Below are 18,917 nucleotides of genomic sequence, written 5' to 3' on the forward strand. Positions count from 1 at the left end.
CGGGACGACCCCCGATGCTGTGACACCCCTGGACGACGAGCGCGCCGACCCACGAAGATCGCCGCACGAGTCCCGCACGCGCACCGCATTTCTCGCTCCGCCGATCACGAGGGACACCCCATGACCGACATCACGCCTGACGCCACGACCGCCGACAAGCCGCTGCCCGCACCTGCCGCCGCACGCAGCAGCGTCACCACCGACATCGCGCTCGTCGCATCCTTCGCCGCCTTCATCGCGGTGTGCGCGATCCTGCCCGGCATCCCGACGGGTTCCGGCGTCCCCATCACGCTGCAGACGTTCGGCGTGATCCTGGCCGGGCTCGTGCTCGGGTGGCGGCGCGGTGCGCTCGCCGTGCTGCTCTACCTGGCCGTCGGGTTCGCCGGTGTGCCCGTGTTCGCCCAGGGCCACAGCGGCCTGTCGGTCCTGTCGGGCGCGTCCGCCGGGTACCTGATCGCGTTCCCGTTCGGGGCCGCGCTGGCCGGGTTCCTCGCGAACGGCGCCGCGAAGGCGACCGGGTACGCGCGGTACACGATCCTGTTCACGTCGGGCCTGTTCGCGAGCCTCCTGACGATCCACGTCGGCGGCGTCATCGGCCTCATGATCAAGCTGGGCATCGACTTCGGCGCGGCCGTGACGATCGACGTCGTCTACCTGCCCGGCGACATCCTGAAGAACCTCGCCGCGGCAGCCGTCGCGTTCACGCTGTTCCGCGCCTACCCGGACCTGCTCCGCAACCGGCGCTGATGATCGAGCTCGACGACGTCCTCGTCACCGCCTACGCCCCCGACCCGGACGGTGGCGAGGACCGCGTCGTGCGCCTGCTCGGCCCGGTCACGCTGCGGCTGACCGAGCACCGCATCGCGGTGATCGGCGCGAACGGGTCCGGCAAGTCGACCCTCGCACGTCTGCTCAACGGGTTGGTCCTGCCCTCGTCGGGCACGGTCCGCATGGACGGCCTGGACACGGCCGACGACGGGCGCGCGGTCCGGCGCCGCGTCGGGTTCGTGTTCACCAACCCGGACGCCCAGATCGTCATGCCCACGCCCGTCGAGGACGTCGCGCTGTCGCTGCGCCGGCTGGGGCTCTCGGCCGACGAGCGCGACGCGGCCGCCCGCGCCGCGCTGGCTCGGGTCGGGCTCGCCGACCGCGCCGACGTGCCCGCGCACGTGCTGTCCGGCGGTCAGCGCCAGCTCCTCGCGCTCACGTCCGTGCTGGCGGTCGAGCCGCAGGTGCTCGTGTGCGACGAGCCGACGACGCTGCTGGACCTGCGCTGGCGCCGCGTCGTCGACGAGCTGCTGGCTGGGCTGCCGCAGCAGGTGATCGTCGTGACGCACGACCTGGACGCTGCGGAGCGCGCCGACCGCGTGCTCGTCGTCGATGACGGCAACGTCGTGTTCGACGGCGACCCGGCCGCCGCCGTCGCGCACTACCGCGACCTCATGGCGAACGTCCCCGCATGAGCGGCCCGCTGCGTCCGCCCTGGTCGGGACCGCTCGGCCTCTACCACCCGGGCACGAGCGTCGTGCACCGCTGCCCGCCCGGCATCAAGCTCGTCGCGCTCGCCGCCGCAGGACTCACGATCACCCTGGTGCGCGGTCCGGTCTCGGCGGTCGTCGCCCTCGTCGTCGCGCTGGTCGTCCAGGCCGTCGCGCGCGTGCCCTGGCACCGCACCTCACGCGGGCTCGTGGGTGTGCTGGTCACCGCGCTGCTGGCCGGGGCGTTCCAGTGGTGGTCGCGTGGCTGGCAGGTCGGTCTCGAGATCGCGTTCGACCTGGTCTCGCTCGTATTGCTCGCGACGCTCGTCACGGCGACCACCCGGGCCGACGCGCTGCTCGAGGTCCTCGCGCGCGCCGCCCGTCCGCTGCGGCACGTCGGCCTGTCACCCGAGACGTTCGCACTCGCGTGCGGCCTGTTCCTGAGGGCCGTCCCGGTCCTGGTCCAGGCCTCGCTCGACGCCCGCGACGCCGCCCGGGCCCGCGGCCTGGAGCGCGACCCGCGCGCCGTGCTCGCCCCCGCCGCCGTCCGCATGGTCGCCCACGCGCACGCGACCGGCGACGCGCTCGCGGCCCGCGGGCTGGGCGAGGACTGAGGCAGGAGGACTGAACACCCGTCCACCTCTCGCCGCGCGCACTCGCTGGGACGCGGATATCTTCACGCCGTGACCTTCCAAGGAGATGGCAGCTTCGGCGGCGGCCGCGTCAGCACGGGTGGCAACGGCGGCAAGATCGCCGCTGGCGGCGGTGGCGCGGTCGGGCTCGTCGTGCTGCTCGTCTACCTGTTCAGCAACGGCACGATCAACCTGGGCGTCGACGACGGGTCGCAACAGCCGAGCCAGGCGGAGGGCACTGTCGGCGCGTGCTCCGTCGAGGAGGCGAACACCGACCGCACCTGCCGGTTGTCCGCGACGGCGCATGCACTGGACACCTACTGGGAGAAGGTCGTCACGGAAGCCGGCGGCGACTTCTCGCAGCCTGGGGTCAAGTCCTTCACGGCATCGGTCTCGACGGGTTGCGGCAGCGCGACCAGCGCGAGCGGCCCGTTCTACTGCCCTCCCGACGCGACGATCTATCTGGACGTCAGCTTCTACGACGAGCTGGAGAGCCAGTTCGGCGGCGAGGACGGTCCGCTCGCCGAGGAGTACGTCACGGCCCACGAGTACGGGCACCACATCCAGAACATCACCGGCGTGATGGACCAGGCGAACCGGCAGGGCACGGGTGCGGACTCCGATTCCGTGCGCACCGAGCTGCAGGCAGACTGCTACGCCGGCATGTGGGCGGGGGACGCCTCGGAGACGATCAACCCGGCGACGAAGAAGCCCTACCTGGCACCCATCACCGCCGACCAGCTCAAGAACGCCCTGGGCGCGGCGGCGGCCGTCGGCGACGACCACATCCAGGAGCAGTCCGGGGGCGGTGTGAACCCCGACACGTGGACGCACGGGTCGAGCGCGCAGCGGCAGAAGTGGTTCACGATCGGCTACGAGAAGGGCACGCTCGAGGCCTGCGACACGTTCTCGGCGGATTCGCTCTGACGCAGGCCATGTGTCTGAGGACGTCCCGTGTTACGTCGTCGTGTCCATCCGGAGAACTCTTGCGCCCCAGACGCACTCACAGCGAGATCACGGGCGTGAACCCGTGCGAACCGGACGTTCGACCGCAATCATGAGCCGATGACCGCAGCCCCGGGCGCCAGCGCCTGCCAGCTCACGCTCGGCGCCGAGGAGGAGCTGCACCTCATCGACCTCGAGCGCTGGCAGCTGTCCGCCCGGGCGCCGCAGATCCTCGCTCGTCTGCCTGAGGTCAACTACTCGGCCGAGATCCAGCGCACCACCGTCGAGACGAACACGGACGTGGTGACGTCCCTGGGTGGTCTGCGCGACGAGCTGGTCCGCCTGCGTCGCGGCGTCGTCGAGGTCGCCGAGCGCGAGGGCCTCGGGATCGCAGCGGTCGGCACGGCGCCGCGCAGCGAGTTCGACGACTTCGAGCTCACCGCGACCGGCCGGTACGGGCGGATGCAGGAGCAGTACCGGCTGCTGGTCGACGAGCAGCTCATCTGCGGCACCCAGATCCATGTGGGCGTCGCCGACCGGGACCTGGCCGTCGAGATCGCGCAGCGCATCCAGCCGCACCTGCCGATCCTGCTGGCCCTGTCCGCCTCGAGCCCGTACTGGAACGGCCAGGACACGGGCTACGCATCGATCCGCACGATCATCTGGCAGCGCTGGCCCAGCGCCGGCGCCACCGGCCCACTTGCGTCGGCGGCGGAGTACGACGAGCTGCTGGCCGACCTGATCGGATCGGGCGTGATCGCCGACGCGAAGATGGCCTACTTCGACGTGCGGCCGTCCGCGCACGCGCCCACGCTCGAGCTGCGCGTGTGCGACGCCACGCCCGTGGTCGACGACGCCGTGCTCATCGCCGGTCTGTTCCGTGCTCTGGTGCGGGCCGCGGAGATCGAGATCACCGCAGGCCTGCCGCGTCAGGTCCTGCCGCCGCCGTTGCACCGCGCAGCGATCTGGCAGGCCGCGCGGGGCGGGCTGTCGGGTCCACTGCTCGTCGGGTCGGCCCACCCCCGGCCGACACCCGCGCTCGAGGCGGTCCGCGGCCTGGTCGAGACGCTGAGCCCGGTGCTCGACGAGCTGGGCGACCTCGACGAGGTGTGCGAGCTGGCCGAGACGGCGCTGGCCCGCGGCAACTCTGCCGACCGTCAGCGTGCCGCCTACGTCGAGCGCGGCGACCTCGACGACGTCATGCGCCTCGTCGTCGCCGAGACCCAGGGCGACACCCGCGGCCGCACCCCGGGCGACGAGCCCGACGAACGCGTCGTGCCCCGGTACGCGATCCGCGCCGGCGACGAGGCCGTGCGCTCGACCGGCGTCGCGCGCCCGGCCTACCGCGACCTGGTCGAGCACGTGCGCGTCACCGGGCTCGACGGGATCGCCGAACGCGTCGTCGCGCGCGACCGCTGGACGCAGGAGAACGAGCTGGACTTCGGCGTCGACGGCCGCAAGCAGCCGTTCGCCGTGGACCTGGTGCCGCGCCTGATCCTGGCGCACGAGTGGACCGAGCTGGAGGTCGGGCTCGTCCAGCGCTCGCGCGCGATCGAGGCGTTCCTGGCCGACGTCTACGGACCGCGGCGGATCATCGCCGACGGCGTGCTGCCGGAGTCGGCCGTGCTCGGTGCGCCGGGGTGGCGCGACGAGGCGTGCCGTCTGCCGGCCACGACGCTCCGGGCTCCGATCCTTGGCTTCGACCTGGTCCGCAACGAGTACGGCGGGTGGCGGGTGCTCGAGGACAACGTCCGCAACCCGTCGGGCATGGCCTACGCGATCGCGGTGCGCGAGCTCATGGACACGGTGATGCCCGACCTGCCGCGCCCCGACGGTCTGGCGGACCCGGCGCGCACGCTGGAACGGCTGCGCTCCACGCTGCTGGCCCGCGCCAAGCCCGGCACCCGGGGCGCCCTGTTCACCAGCGGCCCGGGTGCGTCGGCGTGGTTCGAGCACCGCCGCCTGGCGGACGGCGCGGGTCTGCTGCTCGTCACGGCCGACGACCTGGACGTGCGCGACGGCCGCGTCGTCCACCGCGCCAGCGGTCAGCCGATCGGGTCGCTGTACCTGCGGCTCGACGACGAGCTCGTCGACGTCCACGACGGAGCGGGCCGCGCGATCGGCGCCGAGATCTTCGAGGTGGCGGTCGCGGGGGACGTCGTGCTCGCCAACGCGCCGGGCAACGGCGTGGCCGACGACAAGGCGATGTACCGCTCGGTCCCCGAGCTCATCGCCTACTACCTGGACGAGCGGCCGCTGCTGGAGAGCGTGCCGACCTACCGCACGAGCGACCCGACCGAGCGCCGAGCGGTCCTGGAGCGCGTGGGTGAGCTGGTCACCAAACCCGTCGACGGGGCGGGCGGGGTCGGCGTCCTCATCGGTCCGGCCGCGAGCGCCGCGGAGGTCGCGGCCCGGCGTCTCGAGATCGCTGCGCACCCGGACGCGTGGGTCGCGCAGGAGGTGGTCGCCCTGTCCAGCGTCCCGTCGCTGCAGGACGGACGGCTGCAGCCGCGGCACGTGGACCTGCGGGCTTTCGTCATGGCGACCGGGCGCAAGCGTCGCGAGCACCACCTCGCCGACGTGGCCCTGACGCGCGTCGCCCCCGAGGGGAGCCTGGTGGTCAACTCCTCGCGCGGTGGCGGTGCCAAGGACACGTGGATCATCCGGGGCGAGGACGACGAGCCGCACACCTCCCCCGGCGACGCCCAGCAGGACGACGAGAGGAGCCGCCGTGTGCGGTCTCGCAGGTGAGTTCCGGTTCGACGGCTCCCCGGCCGATGCGTCCGCCGTGGACCGGATGACGGCGTGCATGGTGCACCGCGGTCCGGACGGATCGGGGTTGTGGGCGCGCGGGCCGGTGGCGCTCGGGCACCGCCGGCTGTCGATCATCGACCTGTCCGCGGCGGGCTCGCAGCCGATGGTCGACTCCCCCGAGGCGCTGTCCGTCGTCTTCAACGGCTGCATCTACAACTACGAGGCGCTGCGCGCCGAGCTGACGTCGGCCGGCCACCGGTTCTTCTCCCACTCGGACACCGAGGTGATCGAGAAGTCGTACGCGCAGTGGGGCGAGGACTTCGTCACCCACTTCCACGGCATGTTCGCGATCGCGATCTTCGAGCACCGCACGGGCCGCCTCGTCCTGGCGCGCGACCGTCTCGGCATCAAGCCGCTCTACCTCGACGAGCGTCCGGGCATGCTGCGCTTCGCCTCGACGACGCAGGCGCTGCTCGCGGGTGGCGGCGTCGACACGTCGATCGACCGCGTGGCCCTGAGCCAGTACATGACGTTCCACTCGGTGGTCCCCGCCCCGCGGACCATCCTGAGCGGTATCCGCAAGCTCCCGCCTGCGACCGTGCGTGTGGTCGAGCCCGACGGGCGCTCCCACGAGCGCGTCTACTGGCACGCGCCGTTCGAGCGTGACCCTGACCTCGCGTCGCGCTCGGCGCAGGACTGGCAGGAGGCACTGCTCGACGCGCTGCGGACCGCGGTGAAGCGGCGGATGGTGGCCGACGTGCCCGTCGGCGTGCTGCTGTCGGGCGGCATCGACTCCTCGCTGGTCGTCGCGCTGCTGGCAGAGGCCGGGCAGACGGGGTTGGCGACGTTCTCGATCGGGTTCGACTCGGCCGGGGGTGAGAGCGGCGACGAGTTCGAGTACTCCGACCTGGTGGCGCGCGAGTTCGGCACCGACCACCACCGCATCCGCATCGACTCGTCGCGCCTGCTGCCCGGCATCGACGGTGCCGTGCGCGCCATGAGCGAACCCATGGTGAGCCACGACTGCGTCGCGTTCTACCTGCTCAGCCAGGACGTGTCGCAGTCGGTGAAGGTGGTCCAGTCGGGGCAGGGCGCCGACGAGGTCCTCGGCGGCTACGACTGGTACCCGCCGCTGGCCTCCGTCCCGCGCGAGAACGCCGAGGAGCACTACGCGCGTGTCTTCTTCGACCGCCGCTGGGACGCGATGGGCGACGTCCTGAATCCCGACTGGATCTGCGCAGACGATGAGCCCAGCGCGTTCATCCGGCGCTCGTTCGGGGCGCCGGGCGCGGACACGTCGGTGGACGCCGCGCTGCGCAACGACACGACGGTGATGCTCGTCGACGACCCGGTCAAGCGGGTCGACAACATGACGATGGCGTGGGGACTGGAGGCGCGCGTGCCGTTCCTGGACCACGAGCTCGTCGAGCTCGCCGGTCGCATCCCGCCCGACCTCAAGCTCGCCGACGGCGGCAAGGGCGTGCTCAAGCGCGCCGCGCGCGGCGTGGTCCCCGACGCCGTCATCGACCGCACCAAGGGCTACTTCCCCGTGCCCGCCATCCGCCAGCTCGAGGGCCCCTACCTGGACCGCGTGCGCGAGGCCCTGACCGATCCGGCGGCCAAGCGTCGCTCCCTGTTCCGCCCGGACACGGTGGACCGCTTCCTCGCAGACCCGAACACGACCCGCACGACGCTCGGCTCGAACGCCCTATGGCAGCTGGCCCTCCTGGAGCTCTGGCTCCAGGAGCATGCGGACTGACCAGCGCCCTTCACCGCGAGGGCGCGGCCACCGGCTCGAGGGCCGCCACGCCGTCGTGGATGACAATCTCCTGATCGGGGCAGACCGGTCCGGGCACCACGACGGACGTTCCTGAGGGGAACTCCACGAGGACGTCTCCGCGCGTGCAGCCTTTCCCGAGCAGGACGAGTCCACCGTCGGCCGTCACCTCGTCCCGCCCGCCGTCGACCACGACGGTCACGTCGGTTCGGCTCTCGTTCCTGATGGACAGGTCCCCCGCAGAGCTGCACGCCGCGAGAGTCAGCGTGATGGCCGCCAGGCCACCGAGCACGAGCAGTCGACGACTCACGTGTTCCTCCCCTGCCGACCGGTCGGCCGTGCACCTTCGACGGTAGAGGCAGGTCACGCTCCCGTCCGGCCTCCCGAGGCATCCACACCGAATGCGCACAGGACGACCCTCCCCGGCCGCGCGGGCGCGACTTCCCTGCCGATCGGCGCCCCCGTACCGCGCTCAGGCAGGATGGGTGGATGAGCACCCAGGCACACGTGCCCACATTGGCCGAGCGACTCACGACCGCGTGGGGCAGCTGGGGCCCGACGATGACTCCCGACGCCCGGCGCGTCGCGTTCCTCAGCGATCGTTCCGGCGTCCCCGAGGTCTGGGTGCAGGACGTCGTGCTGGACGGCGAGCCACCGGACGCCGTCCGCATCCCGCTCTCGGACGACCCGGTGATCCAGGTGACGTGGGCCGCGGACGGTGCGTGGCTCGCCTGCGCGGTCGCGACGGACGGCGGCGTGCGGACGCAGGTGTGGGTGGTCCGGCCCGACGGGACGGGTGCTCGCCGCATCGCCGGTGACGCCAGCGAGCACGCCGAGCTGGGACCCTGGGCGCGCAGCGGGCACCGCGTCGTCGTGACGTTCCCGTCGGTGAGCCCCGACGTTCCCGCCCGCTCGTACCTCGCGGACCCGTGGACGGGACGGCTGGACGAGCTGGCCGAGGGCGAGCTCATCCACGTCCTCGACATCTCGCTCGAGGAACGCTTCCTGGTGATCGTCGACGGCGAGCGCGGGCGGCAGTTCTCGGTGGTCGTCGACCGGCTGACCGACGACCACTTCCCGCTGCTCCCTCACGGCACCGGCTCCACGGAGGTCGCGTTGGTGCGCCCCGCGCCCGACGGCGATGCCGGCCCGCTGTGGGCGTACCTGGCCAGCGACGTCGGCCTGTCCCGCAAGCAGCTCATCGGCCTGCCGTTCGGCCCCAACGGCTACCGGGGTCAGGAGCGCACGCTCGTGACCAGGGACGACGCGGAGCTGGAGGCGGTGGACGCCGACGACGCAGGCCGCCTGCTGCTGCTCGTCTGGAACGTGTCCGGCGCCAGCGAGCTCGAGCTGTTCGACACCACGACGCGCGAGCTGGTCCCGATCACCGGCCTGCCCGGCCTCGTCGCGACCACGCCGGTCCTCAGCCGCGACGGCCGGTCCGTCATCCTGGGCGTCCAGGGACCTGAGCGCCCGCGCGAGCTGTGGCACCTCGACACCGACTCGCACGCGTGGACCCGCGTCACGGCCGGCCCGTACCCGGAGGACGACCTCGTCGTCCCGACGCTGCAGACGTTCACGAGCGACGACGGAACCCTGCTCTCGGGATGGCTCTACCGCGCGCCCGGCGTTGACGGCCCCGGAGCTGCGGCGCTCTGGCTCCACGGCGGGCCCGAGTCGCAGGAACGTCCGACGTTCGACGCCCAGCACCAGGCGCTCGCAGCAGCCGGCATCTCCGTGTTCGCCCCGAACGTGCGCGGTTCCAGCGGGTTCGGTCGCGACTTCGTGCACGCCGACGACCTCGAGGGCCGCTACGGCGCGTTCGCGGACGTCACCGCGGCGGCGCAGCACCTGATCGAGACGGGTATCGCCGATCCCGGACGCATCGCGGTCACGGGCCGCTCCTACGGCGGCTACCTGGTGCTCGCTGCCCTCGCGTTCACGCCCGACGTCTTCGCCGCCGGCGTCGACATCTGCGGCATGAGCGACCTCGTCACGTTCTACCGCGACACCGAGCCGTGGATCGCCGCCGCGGCGGTCTCCAAGTACGGCCACCCGGAGCGCGACCGCGCACTGCTGGAGGACATCTCCCCGCTGCGCGAGGCCGACGCCATCACCGCTCCCCTGCTCGTCGTCCACGGCGAGCTCGACACCAACGTCCCCATCGGCGAGGCACACCAGATCGTCGCCGCCCTGCGCGAGCGCGACCACCCGGTCGAGTACCTGGAGCTCCCCGGCGAAGGCCACGAGTACCGCCGGGCAGCATCCCGCACCCTCCTGGTCGAGACGGTCGTCGACTTCCTCACGGCTGCGATGCACGTTGCCACGCCCGACGAGGCCGCCGCGCCAGCCCCACCGGGCTGACCTGCACCGTCACACGCCGTGCGCGATGCCTGCCATGACGAGCGCCGCGTCGACGAGCTCGACGCGCGGAATCCCGCCGAGCACCTCGACCGCGTGCCATCGGGCCACATCCGTGCTGCCACCGACCTCGTCGCACAGCTCTCCGCCCAGACGCGTGCGCGATACACGATCCGGATGCCCTGCCGCGGTGCACCTGACGGCCCGGGCATGACGATCGAGTCGACACCGAGCAGCTCCCCCAGGCGCGACGCGGTAGCCGGACTCCTCCTGGACCTCACGAGCGGCAGCATCCGCGGGCTCCTCGCCGAGTTCGATGCCGCCGCCCGGCAAGGTCCAGCGATGGTCGTCCGGATCACTCAGCCGTGCCAGCAGCACCGCGCCCTGATCGTCCGTGATGACGGCGTAGCGGTGGCGGGAGACATGCTGATGGCTGCCACGGGAGGCGGAGCCGACGGTGACGAATGAGCGAGTCGTCTACATCGATGCCACGACGGGCGTGCCGCTCCCCTCGCGTGGAAGACGAAGGCCTTGACAGAGGAGCAGATCGCTCGCATCCGCAGGATGCAGGCGCGGATCGACTCCGAGCTCGCGCCGAAGTACGGCGTCCCTCTGCCCGCGTCGTCACACATCGTCTCCAAGGACTGACGGGCCGACCGGATCGAGTTGGTGCTCAGGGCTCAGACCGGCGTCTGCTCGCGTCTTCCCGTGGCTCCGGGGACTCGCCCAGAGCGAGCTGCCCGAGCAGAGCCCGCAGCCGGGACGCGCCATCGTCCCCCAAGCCGGCGAGGAAGGCCTGCTCGGCCTCGTCGCTCGCACGGGTGGCCTGGTCTAACACCGTGCGGCCGGTCGCGGTGAGCTCGACGACGTTGCGTCGTCGGTCGGCGCTGTCCGGGCGCCGGACGACGAGCGACTTGGCCTCGAGCACGTCGAGGAGACCGACCATCGAGGTGCGGTCGACGCCGAGACGACGAGCCGCCTGCTGCTGGGACTCGGGCTCACGGTCGGCGAGCATCAGGAGCACACCGAGCTCGCGGACCGTCACCCCGGTGGGCGCCATGTACTCCTCGTGCAGCTCCTCGAGCGCGAGCATCGCGTGCTTGAGCAGGTAGCCGAGGCGTCGACCCAGCGCCGGCCCAGGATCCCGATCGTCCGCCATGCGCTCATTCTAGGGTGTACGCTAATCATCAGCGGTACTGATGATCACTAGGAGGACTCGATATGCCCACCATCCTGCTCACCGGCTCCACCGGGCTCGTCGGCTCGCGACTGCTGCCCCGCCTCCTCGATGCCGGCTTCGCGGTGCGAGCCCTGGTCCGCCGGGACGTCGCGCTGCCCGACGGCGCGACCGCGGTCCGAGGCGACCTGGACGACACCGCGACGCTGCGCGAGGCCATCGAGGGGGTCGACGCGGTCGTCCACCTGGCGGCGCTGTTCCGCACCGGCGACGACGCTGCCATCTGGCGGGCCAACCACGACGGCACCCGCCACCTCGTGGAGGCCGTCGCCGCCTACGCGCCCGACGCACGGTTCGTCATGGCGAGCACGGGGCAGGTCTACGACGCCACGGCGGACCGACCGGCCCGGGAGGACGACGACTGCTCCCCCGCCCACGCGTACCCCGCGAGCAAGATCGCCGCGGAGAAGCTGGTGCGCGAGAGCGGTCTGACGTGGGCCATCCTGCGCCTGCCGTTCGTCTACGGCGACGGCGACGGTCACCTCGCCTCGATCCCCACCCTTGCGACGCGCTTCGGCCTCCACCCCGCGCACACCTACTCCGTCGCCCACCACCGCGACATCGCGGCGATGGTGGCGCTGGCGCTGTCGGGAGTGGCCGACGGACGCACGGTGAACGTGACCGACGACGCTCCCGTGACCGTGTGGGAGATGGCCGCGCTCGCCGGGGACCCGATCCCGGGCTCGACCGCACCACTCGAGAACCCCTGGTCAGGCCGCATGGACGGATCGCTCGCGCGCGAGCTCGGCTTCCAGCCCAGCGTCCCGACGATCCGGGCCGCCGTAGCGGAGGGAATCCTCTGAGGTGAGGCACGACGAGGGGGGACGCGCCGATCAGCGCGTCCCCCCTCGTCCGGCGTGCAGGCGCCGACGACCGTCAGATGTTGAAGCCCAGGGCCCGCATCTGCTCCTTGCCGTCCGTGGTGATCTTCTCCGGGCCCCACGGCGGCATCCACACCCAGTTGATGCGGAAGCCGTCGACGAGCCCGTCGAGAGCCTGGGCCGACTGGTCCTCGATGACGTCGGTCAGCGGGCAGGCCGCCGACGTGAGCGTCATGTCGATGACGGCGGTGTTGGTCTGGTCGAGCACGATGCCGTAGACGAGCCCGAGGTCGACGACGTTGATGCCGAGCTCGGGGTCGATGACGTCGCGCATGGCCTCTTCGACGTCTGCGACGGTGGTGGTCATGCGTTCTCCTTGGGGGCGTCGGCGCTGGCGCCGGACTTGATGAGGGCGTCGTTGAGGGCGACCCAGCCGAGCAGCGCGCACTTGACGCGCGCCGAGAACTTCCCGACGCCGGTGAAGGCGTTCGCGTCGCCGAGGGCGTCCTCGGCGGCCTCGTCGTCCAGGCCGACGCCCTTGGTCTGCATGAGGGCACGGAAGGTCGCTCCCAGGTCACCGGCGGTCGACACGGGCTGGTCGACGACCAGGTCGTGCAGGACGGAGACCGAGGCCTGCGAGATCGAGCAGCCCTGACCCTCCCACCGGACGTCGCGCACCACACCGGCGTCGTCGACGTCGACCTGGAGGGTCACCTCGTCGCCGCACGTGGGGTTCACCTGGTGCGACTCGCCCGACGCGACGCCGCCCGGCGCGACGCCCAGGCCGCGGCCGTGCGGGTGCTTGGCGTGGTCCAGGATCACCTGCTGGTAGAGCTGCTCCATCGAGCTGGTCATGCTGCTCCTTCGTTCGAGGCGGGTGCCTCCAGACCGAAGAACGCCCGGACGCCGCTCAATGCTTCCCGGAACGCCTCGATCTCCTCGTCGGTCGTGTAGACCGCGGCGGTCGCGCGGGCCGTGGCGGCCACGCCGAACCGCCGGTGCAGCGGCTGCGCGCAGTGGTGCCCCACGCGCACGGCCACGCCCGCGTCGTCGAGCACCTGGCCCACGTCGTGCGCGTGCACGCCGTCGACGACGAACGACACGGTCGCGAGCCGGTCGGCGAGATCGGTCGGGCCGATCACGCGGACCCCCGGGACGGACGCGACGGCGTCGAGCAGCAGACGCGTCAGGTGCCGCTCGTGCTCGGCGATCGCCTCCATGCCGATGTCGGACAGGTAGGTGGCCGCGGCGCCCATCGCAACGGCCTGCGACACCATCTGCGTGCCGGCCTCGAAGCGCTGCGGCGGCGGCGCGTAGGTGGTGGTCTCCATGGTGACGACCTCGACCATCGACCCACCCGTGGTCACCGGCGGCATGGCGGCCAGCAGGTCGCGGCGCCCGTACAGCGCGCCGACGCCCGTCGGGCCCAGCATCTTGTGGCCGGAGAACGCGGCGAAGTCGACACCCAGCTCGTGCAGGTCCACCGGCAGGTGCGGCACCGACTGGCACGCGTCGAGCACCGTCAGCGCGCCCACCTCGCGGGCCTTCGCGACGAACGGCGCCACCGGCGTGATGGCACCCGTGACGTTGGACGCGTGCGTGAAGGCGATGACGCGCGTGCGCGGGCCGACGACCTCGTCGAGCTGGTCGACCCGGATGCGACCGTCGTCGTCCACCCCGACCCAGCGCAGCACGGCGCCCGTGCGCGCAGCGAGCTCCTGCCACGGCACGAGGTTGGCGTGGTGCTCGGCCTCGGTCACGACGATCTCGTCGCCCGGCGCCAGCGCGAACCGGCGCGCCACCTCTCCCCCGCGGCCGAGCGTCGCGTTCGACATCGCGTAGGCGACGAGGTTGATCGCGGCCGTCGCGTTGGAGGTCCAGACGATCTCGTCGTCGTCGACCCCGACGAACCGTGCGACGCGGGCGCGCGCGTCCTCGAACGCCTCGGTCGCCTCCTCGGCCAGCTGGTGGGCGCCGCGGTGCACGGCGGCGTTGCGCTGCACGTAGAAGTCCTGCTCGGCGTCCAGCACGACGTCGGGCTTCTGCGACGTGGCGCCGGAGTCGAGATAGACGAGCGCCCGACCGTCACGCAGCGTGCGTTCGAGCAGCGGGAAGTCCGCCCGGATCGCCGACAGCTCGCCGGCGCTCAGCGTGTGCGTCGCCTCGATCGTGCTGGTCACGTCGTCCACCTCTCCTCGTCGTGCCTACCGGCCGACGATTCCGAAGGCTCTGCTCGTCTGACGCTCAGAACCTTCGGAATCGTCGGTGACGTGCGTCCGTCTCAGACCGTGGCGGTCGTCAGGAAGCGGTCGTAGCCCTCGTTCTCGAGGCGCTCGGCGAGCTCGGGCCCGCCCTCCTCGGCGACCTTGCCGTCGACGAAGACGTGCACGAAGTCGGGCTTGATGTAGCGCAGGATGCGCGTGTAGTGCGTGATGAGCAGCACGCCCACCTCGCTGTTCTCGCGGACGCGGTTGACACCCTCGGACACGATGCGCAGCGCGTCGACGTCGAGACCGGAGTCGGTCTCGTCGAGGATCGCGAACTGGGGCTTGAGCAGCTCCATCTGCAGGATCTCGTGGCGCTTCTTCTCACCGCCGGAGAAGCCCTCGTTGACCGAGCGCTCGGCGAACGAGGAGTCCATGCGCAGGTTGTCCATGGCGCTGCGGACGTCCTTGACCCAGGTGCGCAGCGCGGGGGCCTCGCCGTCGATCGCGGTCTTGGCGGTGCGCAGGAAGTTCGACACCGAGACGCCGGGGACCTCGACCGGGTACTGCATGGCCAGGAACAGGCCGGCGCGGGCGCGCTCGTCGACGGACATCGCCAGGACGTCCTCGCCGTCGAGCGTGACGGTGCCCGAGGTGACCGTGTACTTGGGGTGGCCGGCCAGCGAGTAGGCCAGCGTGGACTTGCCGGACCCGTTGGGGCCCATGATGGCGTGCGTCTCGCCGCTGCGGACGGTCAGGTCGACGCCGCGCAGGATCTGCTTCGGGCCTTCCTTCGTCTCGACGCTGACGTGCAGGTCGTGGATCTCCAGGGTGGACATACGGGTTCTCCTAGCTCACAGGGGGGCGTCGACGTCGACGAGCACACGCTCGCCGTCGACGGTCACGGGGTAGACGGGCACGGGGGTCATGGCGGGCGGGCTCAGCGGCTTGCCGGTGCGCAGGTCGAACCTCGACCCGTGCAGCCAGCACTCGACCGTGCAGCCCTCCACCTCGCCGTCGGACAGCGAGACGGCCCCGTGGGAACAGATGTCACTGATGGCGTGCAGCTCGCCGTCCTCGTCGCGGACCATCGCGACCTCGACGGTGCCGGACTCGGCCTCCAGCTCCACCAGCAGCGTGCCGCCGGTGGGGACGTCGGAGGTCATGCACGCAAGCTGGGCGGTCATGCGGTCTCGGTCACCGTGCCCGCCTCGGAGCCCTCGACGGACACCTGGTCAAGTGCCGTCATGGACGCCTCGAGCTCGGCCTCGATCGCGGCGATGAGCCGCTCCTCGACCTCCGGCACGCCGATCTCGTGCAGCAGCTCCGCGAAGAAGCCGCGCACCACGAGCCGACGGGCGTCCGGCTCGGGGATGCCGCGGGCGCGCAGGTAGAAGAGCTGCTCGTCGTCGAACCGGCCGGTCGCGGACGCGTGGCCCGCACCCTCGATGACGCCGGTCTCGATCTCGAGGTTCGGCACCGAGTCCGCACGCGCACCGTCTGTCAGGACCAGGTTGCGGTTGAGCTCGTAGGTGTCGGTGCCCTCGGCCGCCGCGCGGATGAGCACGTCGCCCACCCACACCGTGTGCGCGCCCTCGCCCTGCAGCGCGCCCTTGTAGGTCACGCGGCTGATGCAGTTGGGGACGGCGTGGTCGACGAACAGCCGCTGCTCCTGGTGCTGACCGGCGTCGGCGAAGTAGAGGCCGAGCATCTGCACCGAGGCGCCCTCGCCGACGAACTCGGCGTCGGGCGTGATGCGCACGACGTCGCCGCCCAGCGTGACCGCGATGTGCTTGACGGTCGCGTCGCGGCCGACCCGCAGGCGGTGCGAGGCGGCGTGCACGGAGCCGTCGGCCCAGTCGTGCACCGAGACGACGGTCAGGTGCGCACCGTCCTCGGCGACGATCTCGACGGTCTCGGTGAGCGCGGCGTGCCCGACGTGGTCGATCACGACGACGCCCTGCGACAGCGGCTCCGCCTTGATGACCAGGTGCGACGCCGACGGGTCCAGCGGCGCGTCGTGCGTGCCGGCCCCCTCGACCCCCTCGACCCGGATGGACGTGACCTTGCTGGCCACGGCCTCCTGCGGGACCGTCACCACGGTGGCGCGCGGGAACGAGGCCCAGGCGGTGGCGGCCGTGCGGTCGCCGGGCTTGCCGGCGAGGCCCAGGCGCGCGTCGTCGCGCTCGACGATCTCGACGTTCACCTCGGGGCTCTCGACGACCGTCGTCAGCACGCCGTGACCGGCCAGGACACCGTCGGTGTCCGCGGCGAACAGGGGGGCCAGGCGATTGATCGGCGAGAAGCGCCACTCCTCCTCGCGCCCGGTGGGCACGGGGAAGTCGGCGACGTCGAAGGACGTCAGGCGCGCGGCGCGGGACGACTGGGGCGTGCCACCCACGCCGTGGGTGTGCGCACCGTCGGCCTGGGCCCGCGAGTGGTCCGTCGACAGGCTCGGCGGGTTGGTGGACTCGGTAGTGGTGGCCATCAGCCGACGGACCCTTCCATCTGCAGCTCGATGAGGCGGTTCAGCTCGAGGGCGTACTCCATGGGCAGCTCACGCGCGATGGGCTCGACGAACCCGCGCACGATCATCGCCATGGCCTCGGTCTCGGCCATGCCTCGGGACATCAGGTAGAACAGCTGGTCCTCGCTCACGCGGGAGACCGTGGCCTCGTGACCCATCGAGACGTCGTCCTCGCGGACGTCGACGTACGGGTACGTGTCGGAGCGGGAGATCTGGTCGACGAGCAGCGCGTCGCACAGCACGTTGGACGCCGAGTGCTCGGCCCCCTCGAGCACCTGCACCAGGCCGCGGTACGAGGTGCGGCCACCGCCGCGCGCGACGGACTTGGACACGATCGACGAGGACGTGTGCGGGGCGGCGTGCACCATCTTGGCGCCGGCGTCCTGGTGCTGACCCTCGCCCGCGAAGGCGATGGACAGCGTCTCGCCGCGGGCGTGCTCGCCCAGCAGGTAGATCGCCGGGTACTTCATGGTGACCTTGGAGCCGATGTTGCCGTCGACCCACTCCATGGTCGCGCCCTCGGCCGCGGTCGCCCGCTTGGTGACCAGGTTGTACACGTTGTTCGACCAGTTCTGGATGGTCGTGTACCGGACGCGGGCGTTCTTCTTGACGATGATCTCGACGACGGCGCTGTGCAGCGAGTCGCTCGAGTACACCGGCGCGGTGCAGCCCTCGACGTAGTGCACGTACGAGCCCTCGTCGGCGATGATCAGCGTCCGCTCGAACTGGCCCATGTTCTCCGTGTTGATGCGGAAGTAGGCCTGCAGCGGGATGTCCACGTGGACGCCCGGCGGGACGTAGACGAACGAGCCGCCCGACCACACCGCGGTGTTGAGCGACGCGAACTTGTTGTCACCGGGCGGGATGACGGAGCCGAAGTACTGCTCGAAGATCTCCGGGTGCTCCTTCAGAGCGGTGTCCGTGTCGAGGAAGATGACGCCCTGCTCCTCGAGCGACTCCTGGATCTGGTGGTAGACGACCTCGGACTCGTACTGCGCCGCGACGCCGGCCACGAGGCGCTGCTTCTCCGCCTCCGGGATGCCCAGCTTGTCGTACGTCGCCTTGATGTCCTCGGGCAGGTCCTCCCAGCTGGACGCCTGCTTCTCCGTGGAACGCACGAAGTACTTGATGTTGTCGAAGTCGATGCCCGACAGGTCCGAGCCCCACCAGGGCATGGGCTTCTTCTCGAACAGGCGCAGCGCCTTGAGCCGCGTCTTGAGCATCCACTCGGGCTCGTTCTTCAGCGCGGAGATCTCCCGCACCTTGGCCTCGGACAGACCACGCGTCGCGATCTCTCCCGCCTGGTCGGCGTCGTGCCAGCCGTAGCCGTAGTTGCCGATCGAGGCGATGGCCTCGTCCTGCGTCATCGGCTGTGCCGGGTCCTGCGTGGGTGCGCTCATGCGTTCGTTCCTTCCGGTGCGAGCACGGGGGCTGGGGGGATGACAGGGATGTTCGTGGTGCACACGTGGCCGCCGCCGGCCAACGTGGCGAGACGCTGCACGTGGACGCCGAGCAGGCGCGAGAACGCGCGTGCCTCGGCCTCGCACAGCTGGGGGAACTCGTGCGCGACGTCCTGCACAGGGCAGTGGCCCTGGCAGAGCTGGACGGCGTGCGAGCCCGGGCCCGGGCGGGCCGAGGCCGCGTATCCGTCGGCGGACAGTGCGGCCGCGAGCGCCTGCACCCGGTCGGCCGTGTCGTCGCCCGCTTCGGCGACGACCTCGCCCAGACGGGCCTCGAGCTCGGCGACGCGGTGCTCGGCGAACTGCTCGACCGCCGCGGGGCCGCCCGTCTGCGCCAGGAAGCGCAGCGCGTCGGTCGCGATGTCCGAGTACCGGTGCGACAGGGCCGCCTGGCCCTGGTTGGTGGCGACGTACCGACGGGCCGGTCGGCCACGGCGGGCGGGACCGGCGCCGTGCGTCTCGTGCACAGCGATCTGCTCCGTCTGCTCCAGCACGCTCAGGTGCCGGCGGATCGCCGCGGGGGTCAGGTCGAGGCGCTGAGCGATCTGGGGTGCGGCGATCGGCCCGGCCGACGCGATCAGCTGAAGGACCCGCTGACGGGTCCCGGCCTCGGCCTGGTCGTTCGGCGCGTGGACAGGTGCAGGCAGCGTCGCGCTCATCTGCACCTCCGGGGGTCGAGGCGCTCGTCACGAGCGCCCGCGGGGCGCGGCCACGACGGCCG

At 71.7% G+C, this 18,917-nt stretch carries 19 protein-coding genes; 8 read left to right on the forward strand and 11 right to left on the reverse strand.

The genetic code is table 11. The features are described 5' to 3' along the window. Window positions 1-120 precede the first annotated feature (120 nt). From IC607_RS08900 to IC607_RS08925, 6 genes are all read left to right on the forward strand, one after another. A complete protein-coding gene (locus IC607_RS08900; protein WP_191786968.1) occupies window positions 121-747 on the forward strand; it encodes a biotin transporter BioY in 627 nt (208 codons plus the stop codon). Further along, the gene (locus IC607_RS08905; protein WP_191786969.1) at window positions 747-1,463 is read left to right on the forward strand and encodes an energy-coupling factor ABC transporter ATP-binding protein; all 717 of its coding nucleotides are present in this window, start codon (window positions 747-749) and stop codon (window positions 1,461-1,463) included. Before IC607_RS08900 ends, IC607_RS08905 begins: the two co-directional genes overlap by 1 nt. Further along, window positions 1,460-2,092 (forward strand): energy-coupling factor transporter transmembrane protein EcfT, encoded by a 633-nt coding sequence (locus IC607_RS08910; RefSeq protein WP_191786970.1) that lies wholly within the window; start codon window positions 1,460-1,462, stop codon window positions 2,090-2,092. The genes IC607_RS08905 and IC607_RS08910 overlap by 4 nt, the downstream gene beginning before the upstream one ends. A 69-nt stretch (window positions 2,093-2,161) precedes the next feature. Beyond that, window positions 2,162-3,037, forward strand: coding sequence for a neutral zinc metallopeptidase (locus IC607_RS08915; RefSeq protein WP_191786971.1), 876 nt, complete (start codon window positions 2,162-2,164; stop codon window positions 3,035-3,037). Window positions 3,038-3,175: 138 nt separating this feature from the next. Further along, the gene (locus tag IC607_RS08920) at window positions 3,176-5,806 is read left to right on the forward strand and encodes a carboxylate--amine ligase/circularly permuted type 2 ATP-grasp protein (RefSeq protein ID WP_191786972.1); all 2,631 of its coding nucleotides are present in this window, start codon (window positions 3,176-3,178) and stop codon (window positions 5,804-5,806) included. Further along, the gene (locus tag IC607_RS08925) at window positions 5,787-7,568 is read left to right on the forward strand and encodes an N-acetylglutaminylglutamine amidotransferase (RefSeq protein WP_191786973.1); all 1,782 of its coding nucleotides are present in this window, start codon (window positions 5,787-5,789) and stop codon (window positions 7,566-7,568) included. The genes IC607_RS08920 and IC607_RS08925 overlap by 20 nt, the downstream gene beginning before the upstream one ends. Window positions 7,569-7,578: 10 nt before the next feature. On the opposite strand, the gene IC607_RS08930 is transcribed toward IC607_RS08925, so the two are convergent. Then, window positions 7,579-7,896 carry a hypothetical protein gene (locus IC607_RS08930; RefSeq protein WP_191786974.1) on the reverse strand — a complete coding sequence of 106 codons (318 nt, stop codon included), beginning with the start codon at window positions 7,894-7,896 and terminating at the stop codon, window positions 7,579-7,581. Between the two features lie 179 nt (window positions 7,897-8,075). Between IC607_RS08930 and IC607_RS08935 the strand changes: the two genes are divergently transcribed. Beyond that, window positions 8,076-9,950 (forward strand): S9 family peptidase, encoded by a 1,875-nt coding sequence (locus IC607_RS08935; RefSeq protein ID WP_191786975.1) that lies wholly within the window; start codon window positions 8,076-8,078, stop codon window positions 9,948-9,950. A 9-nt stretch (window positions 9,951-9,959) separates the two neighbouring features. Here IC607_RS08935 and IC607_RS08940 read toward each other — a convergent pair whose 3' ends face one another. Next, the gene (locus tag IC607_RS08940) at window positions 9,960-10,346 is read right to left on the reverse strand and encodes an NUDIX domain-containing protein (RefSeq protein WP_370526104.1); all 387 of its coding nucleotides are present in this window, start codon (window positions 10,344-10,346) and stop codon (window positions 9,960-9,962) included. 274 nt (window positions 10,347-10,620) lie between these two features. Next, window positions 10,621-11,106: a MarR family winged helix-turn-helix transcriptional regulator gene (locus tag IC607_RS08945; RefSeq protein WP_191786976.1), complete on the reverse strand. Its 486-nt coding sequence runs from the start codon at window positions 11,104-11,106 to the stop codon at window positions 10,621-10,623. A gap of 62 nt (window positions 11,107-11,168) precedes the next feature. Between IC607_RS08945 and IC607_RS08950 the strand changes: the two genes are divergently transcribed. Continuing rightward, on the forward strand, window positions 11,169-11,987 hold the full coding sequence (locus IC607_RS08950; protein WP_191786977.1) for an NAD(P)-dependent oxidoreductase: 819 nt from the start codon (window positions 11,169-11,171) through the stop codon (window positions 11,985-11,987). Between the two features lie 73 nt (window positions 11,988-12,060). Here IC607_RS08950 and IC607_RS08955 read toward each other — a convergent pair whose 3' ends face one another. The 8 genes from IC607_RS08955 to IC607_RS08990 all read right to left on the reverse strand — a co-directional run bounded on the left by IC607_RS08955 (window position 12,061) and on the right by IC607_RS08990 (window position 18,855). Beyond that, window positions 12,061-12,372, reverse strand: coding sequence for a metal-sulfur cluster assembly factor (locus IC607_RS08955; RefSeq protein ID WP_123369377.1), 312 nt, complete (start codon window positions 12,370-12,372; stop codon window positions 12,061-12,063). Beyond that, a complete protein-coding gene (gene sufU / locus IC607_RS08960; RefSeq protein ID WP_191786978.1) occupies window positions 12,369-12,860 on the reverse strand; it encodes a Fe-S cluster assembly sulfur transfer protein SufU in 492 nt (163 codons plus the stop codon). Before sufU ends, IC607_RS08955 begins: the two co-directional genes overlap by 4 nt. Then, window positions 12,857-14,185, reverse strand: coding sequence for a SufS family cysteine desulfurase (locus IC607_RS08965; protein WP_370526100.1), 1,329 nt, complete (start codon window positions 14,183-14,185; stop codon window positions 12,857-12,859). Before IC607_RS08965 ends, sufU begins: the two co-directional genes overlap by 4 nt. A gap of 101 nt (window positions 14,186-14,286) precedes the next feature. Further along, a complete protein-coding gene (gene sufC, locus IC607_RS08970) occupies window positions 14,287-15,048 on the reverse strand; it encodes a Fe-S cluster assembly ATPase SufC (RefSeq protein ID WP_191786980.1) in 762 nt (253 codons plus the stop codon). A gap of 15 nt (window positions 15,049-15,063) precedes the next feature. Then, window positions 15,064-15,396 (reverse strand): non-heme iron oxygenase ferredoxin subunit, encoded by a 333-nt coding sequence (locus tag IC607_RS08975; RefSeq protein ID WP_191786981.1) that lies wholly within the window; start codon window positions 15,394-15,396, stop codon window positions 15,064-15,066. After that, window positions 15,393-16,697, reverse strand: coding sequence for a Fe-S cluster assembly protein SufD (gene sufD / locus IC607_RS08980; RefSeq protein ID WP_191786982.1), 1,305 nt, complete (start codon window positions 16,695-16,697; stop codon window positions 15,393-15,395). Before sufD ends, IC607_RS08975 begins: the two co-directional genes overlap by 4 nt. After that, window positions 16,697-18,136: a Fe-S cluster assembly protein SufB gene (sufB, locus tag IC607_RS08985; RefSeq protein ID WP_191786983.1), complete on the reverse strand. Its 1,440-nt coding sequence runs from the start codon at window positions 18,134-18,136 to the stop codon at window positions 16,697-16,699. The genes sufD and sufB overlap by 1 nt, the downstream gene beginning before the upstream one ends. Beyond that, window positions 18,133-18,855, reverse strand: a complete 723-nt coding sequence (locus IC607_RS08990; RefSeq protein ID WP_191786984.1) for a metalloregulator ArsR/SmtB family transcription factor — start codon at window positions 18,853-18,855, stop codon at window positions 18,133-18,135. Before IC607_RS08990 ends, sufB begins: the two co-directional genes overlap by 4 nt. Window positions 18,856-18,917: the final 62 nt, after the last annotated feature.

Origin of the sequence: Cellulomonas sp. JH27-2 (assembly GCF_014837175.1) — a bacterium.
GTDB lineage: Bacteria > Actinomycetota > Actinomycetes > Actinomycetales > Cellulomonadaceae > Cellulomonas.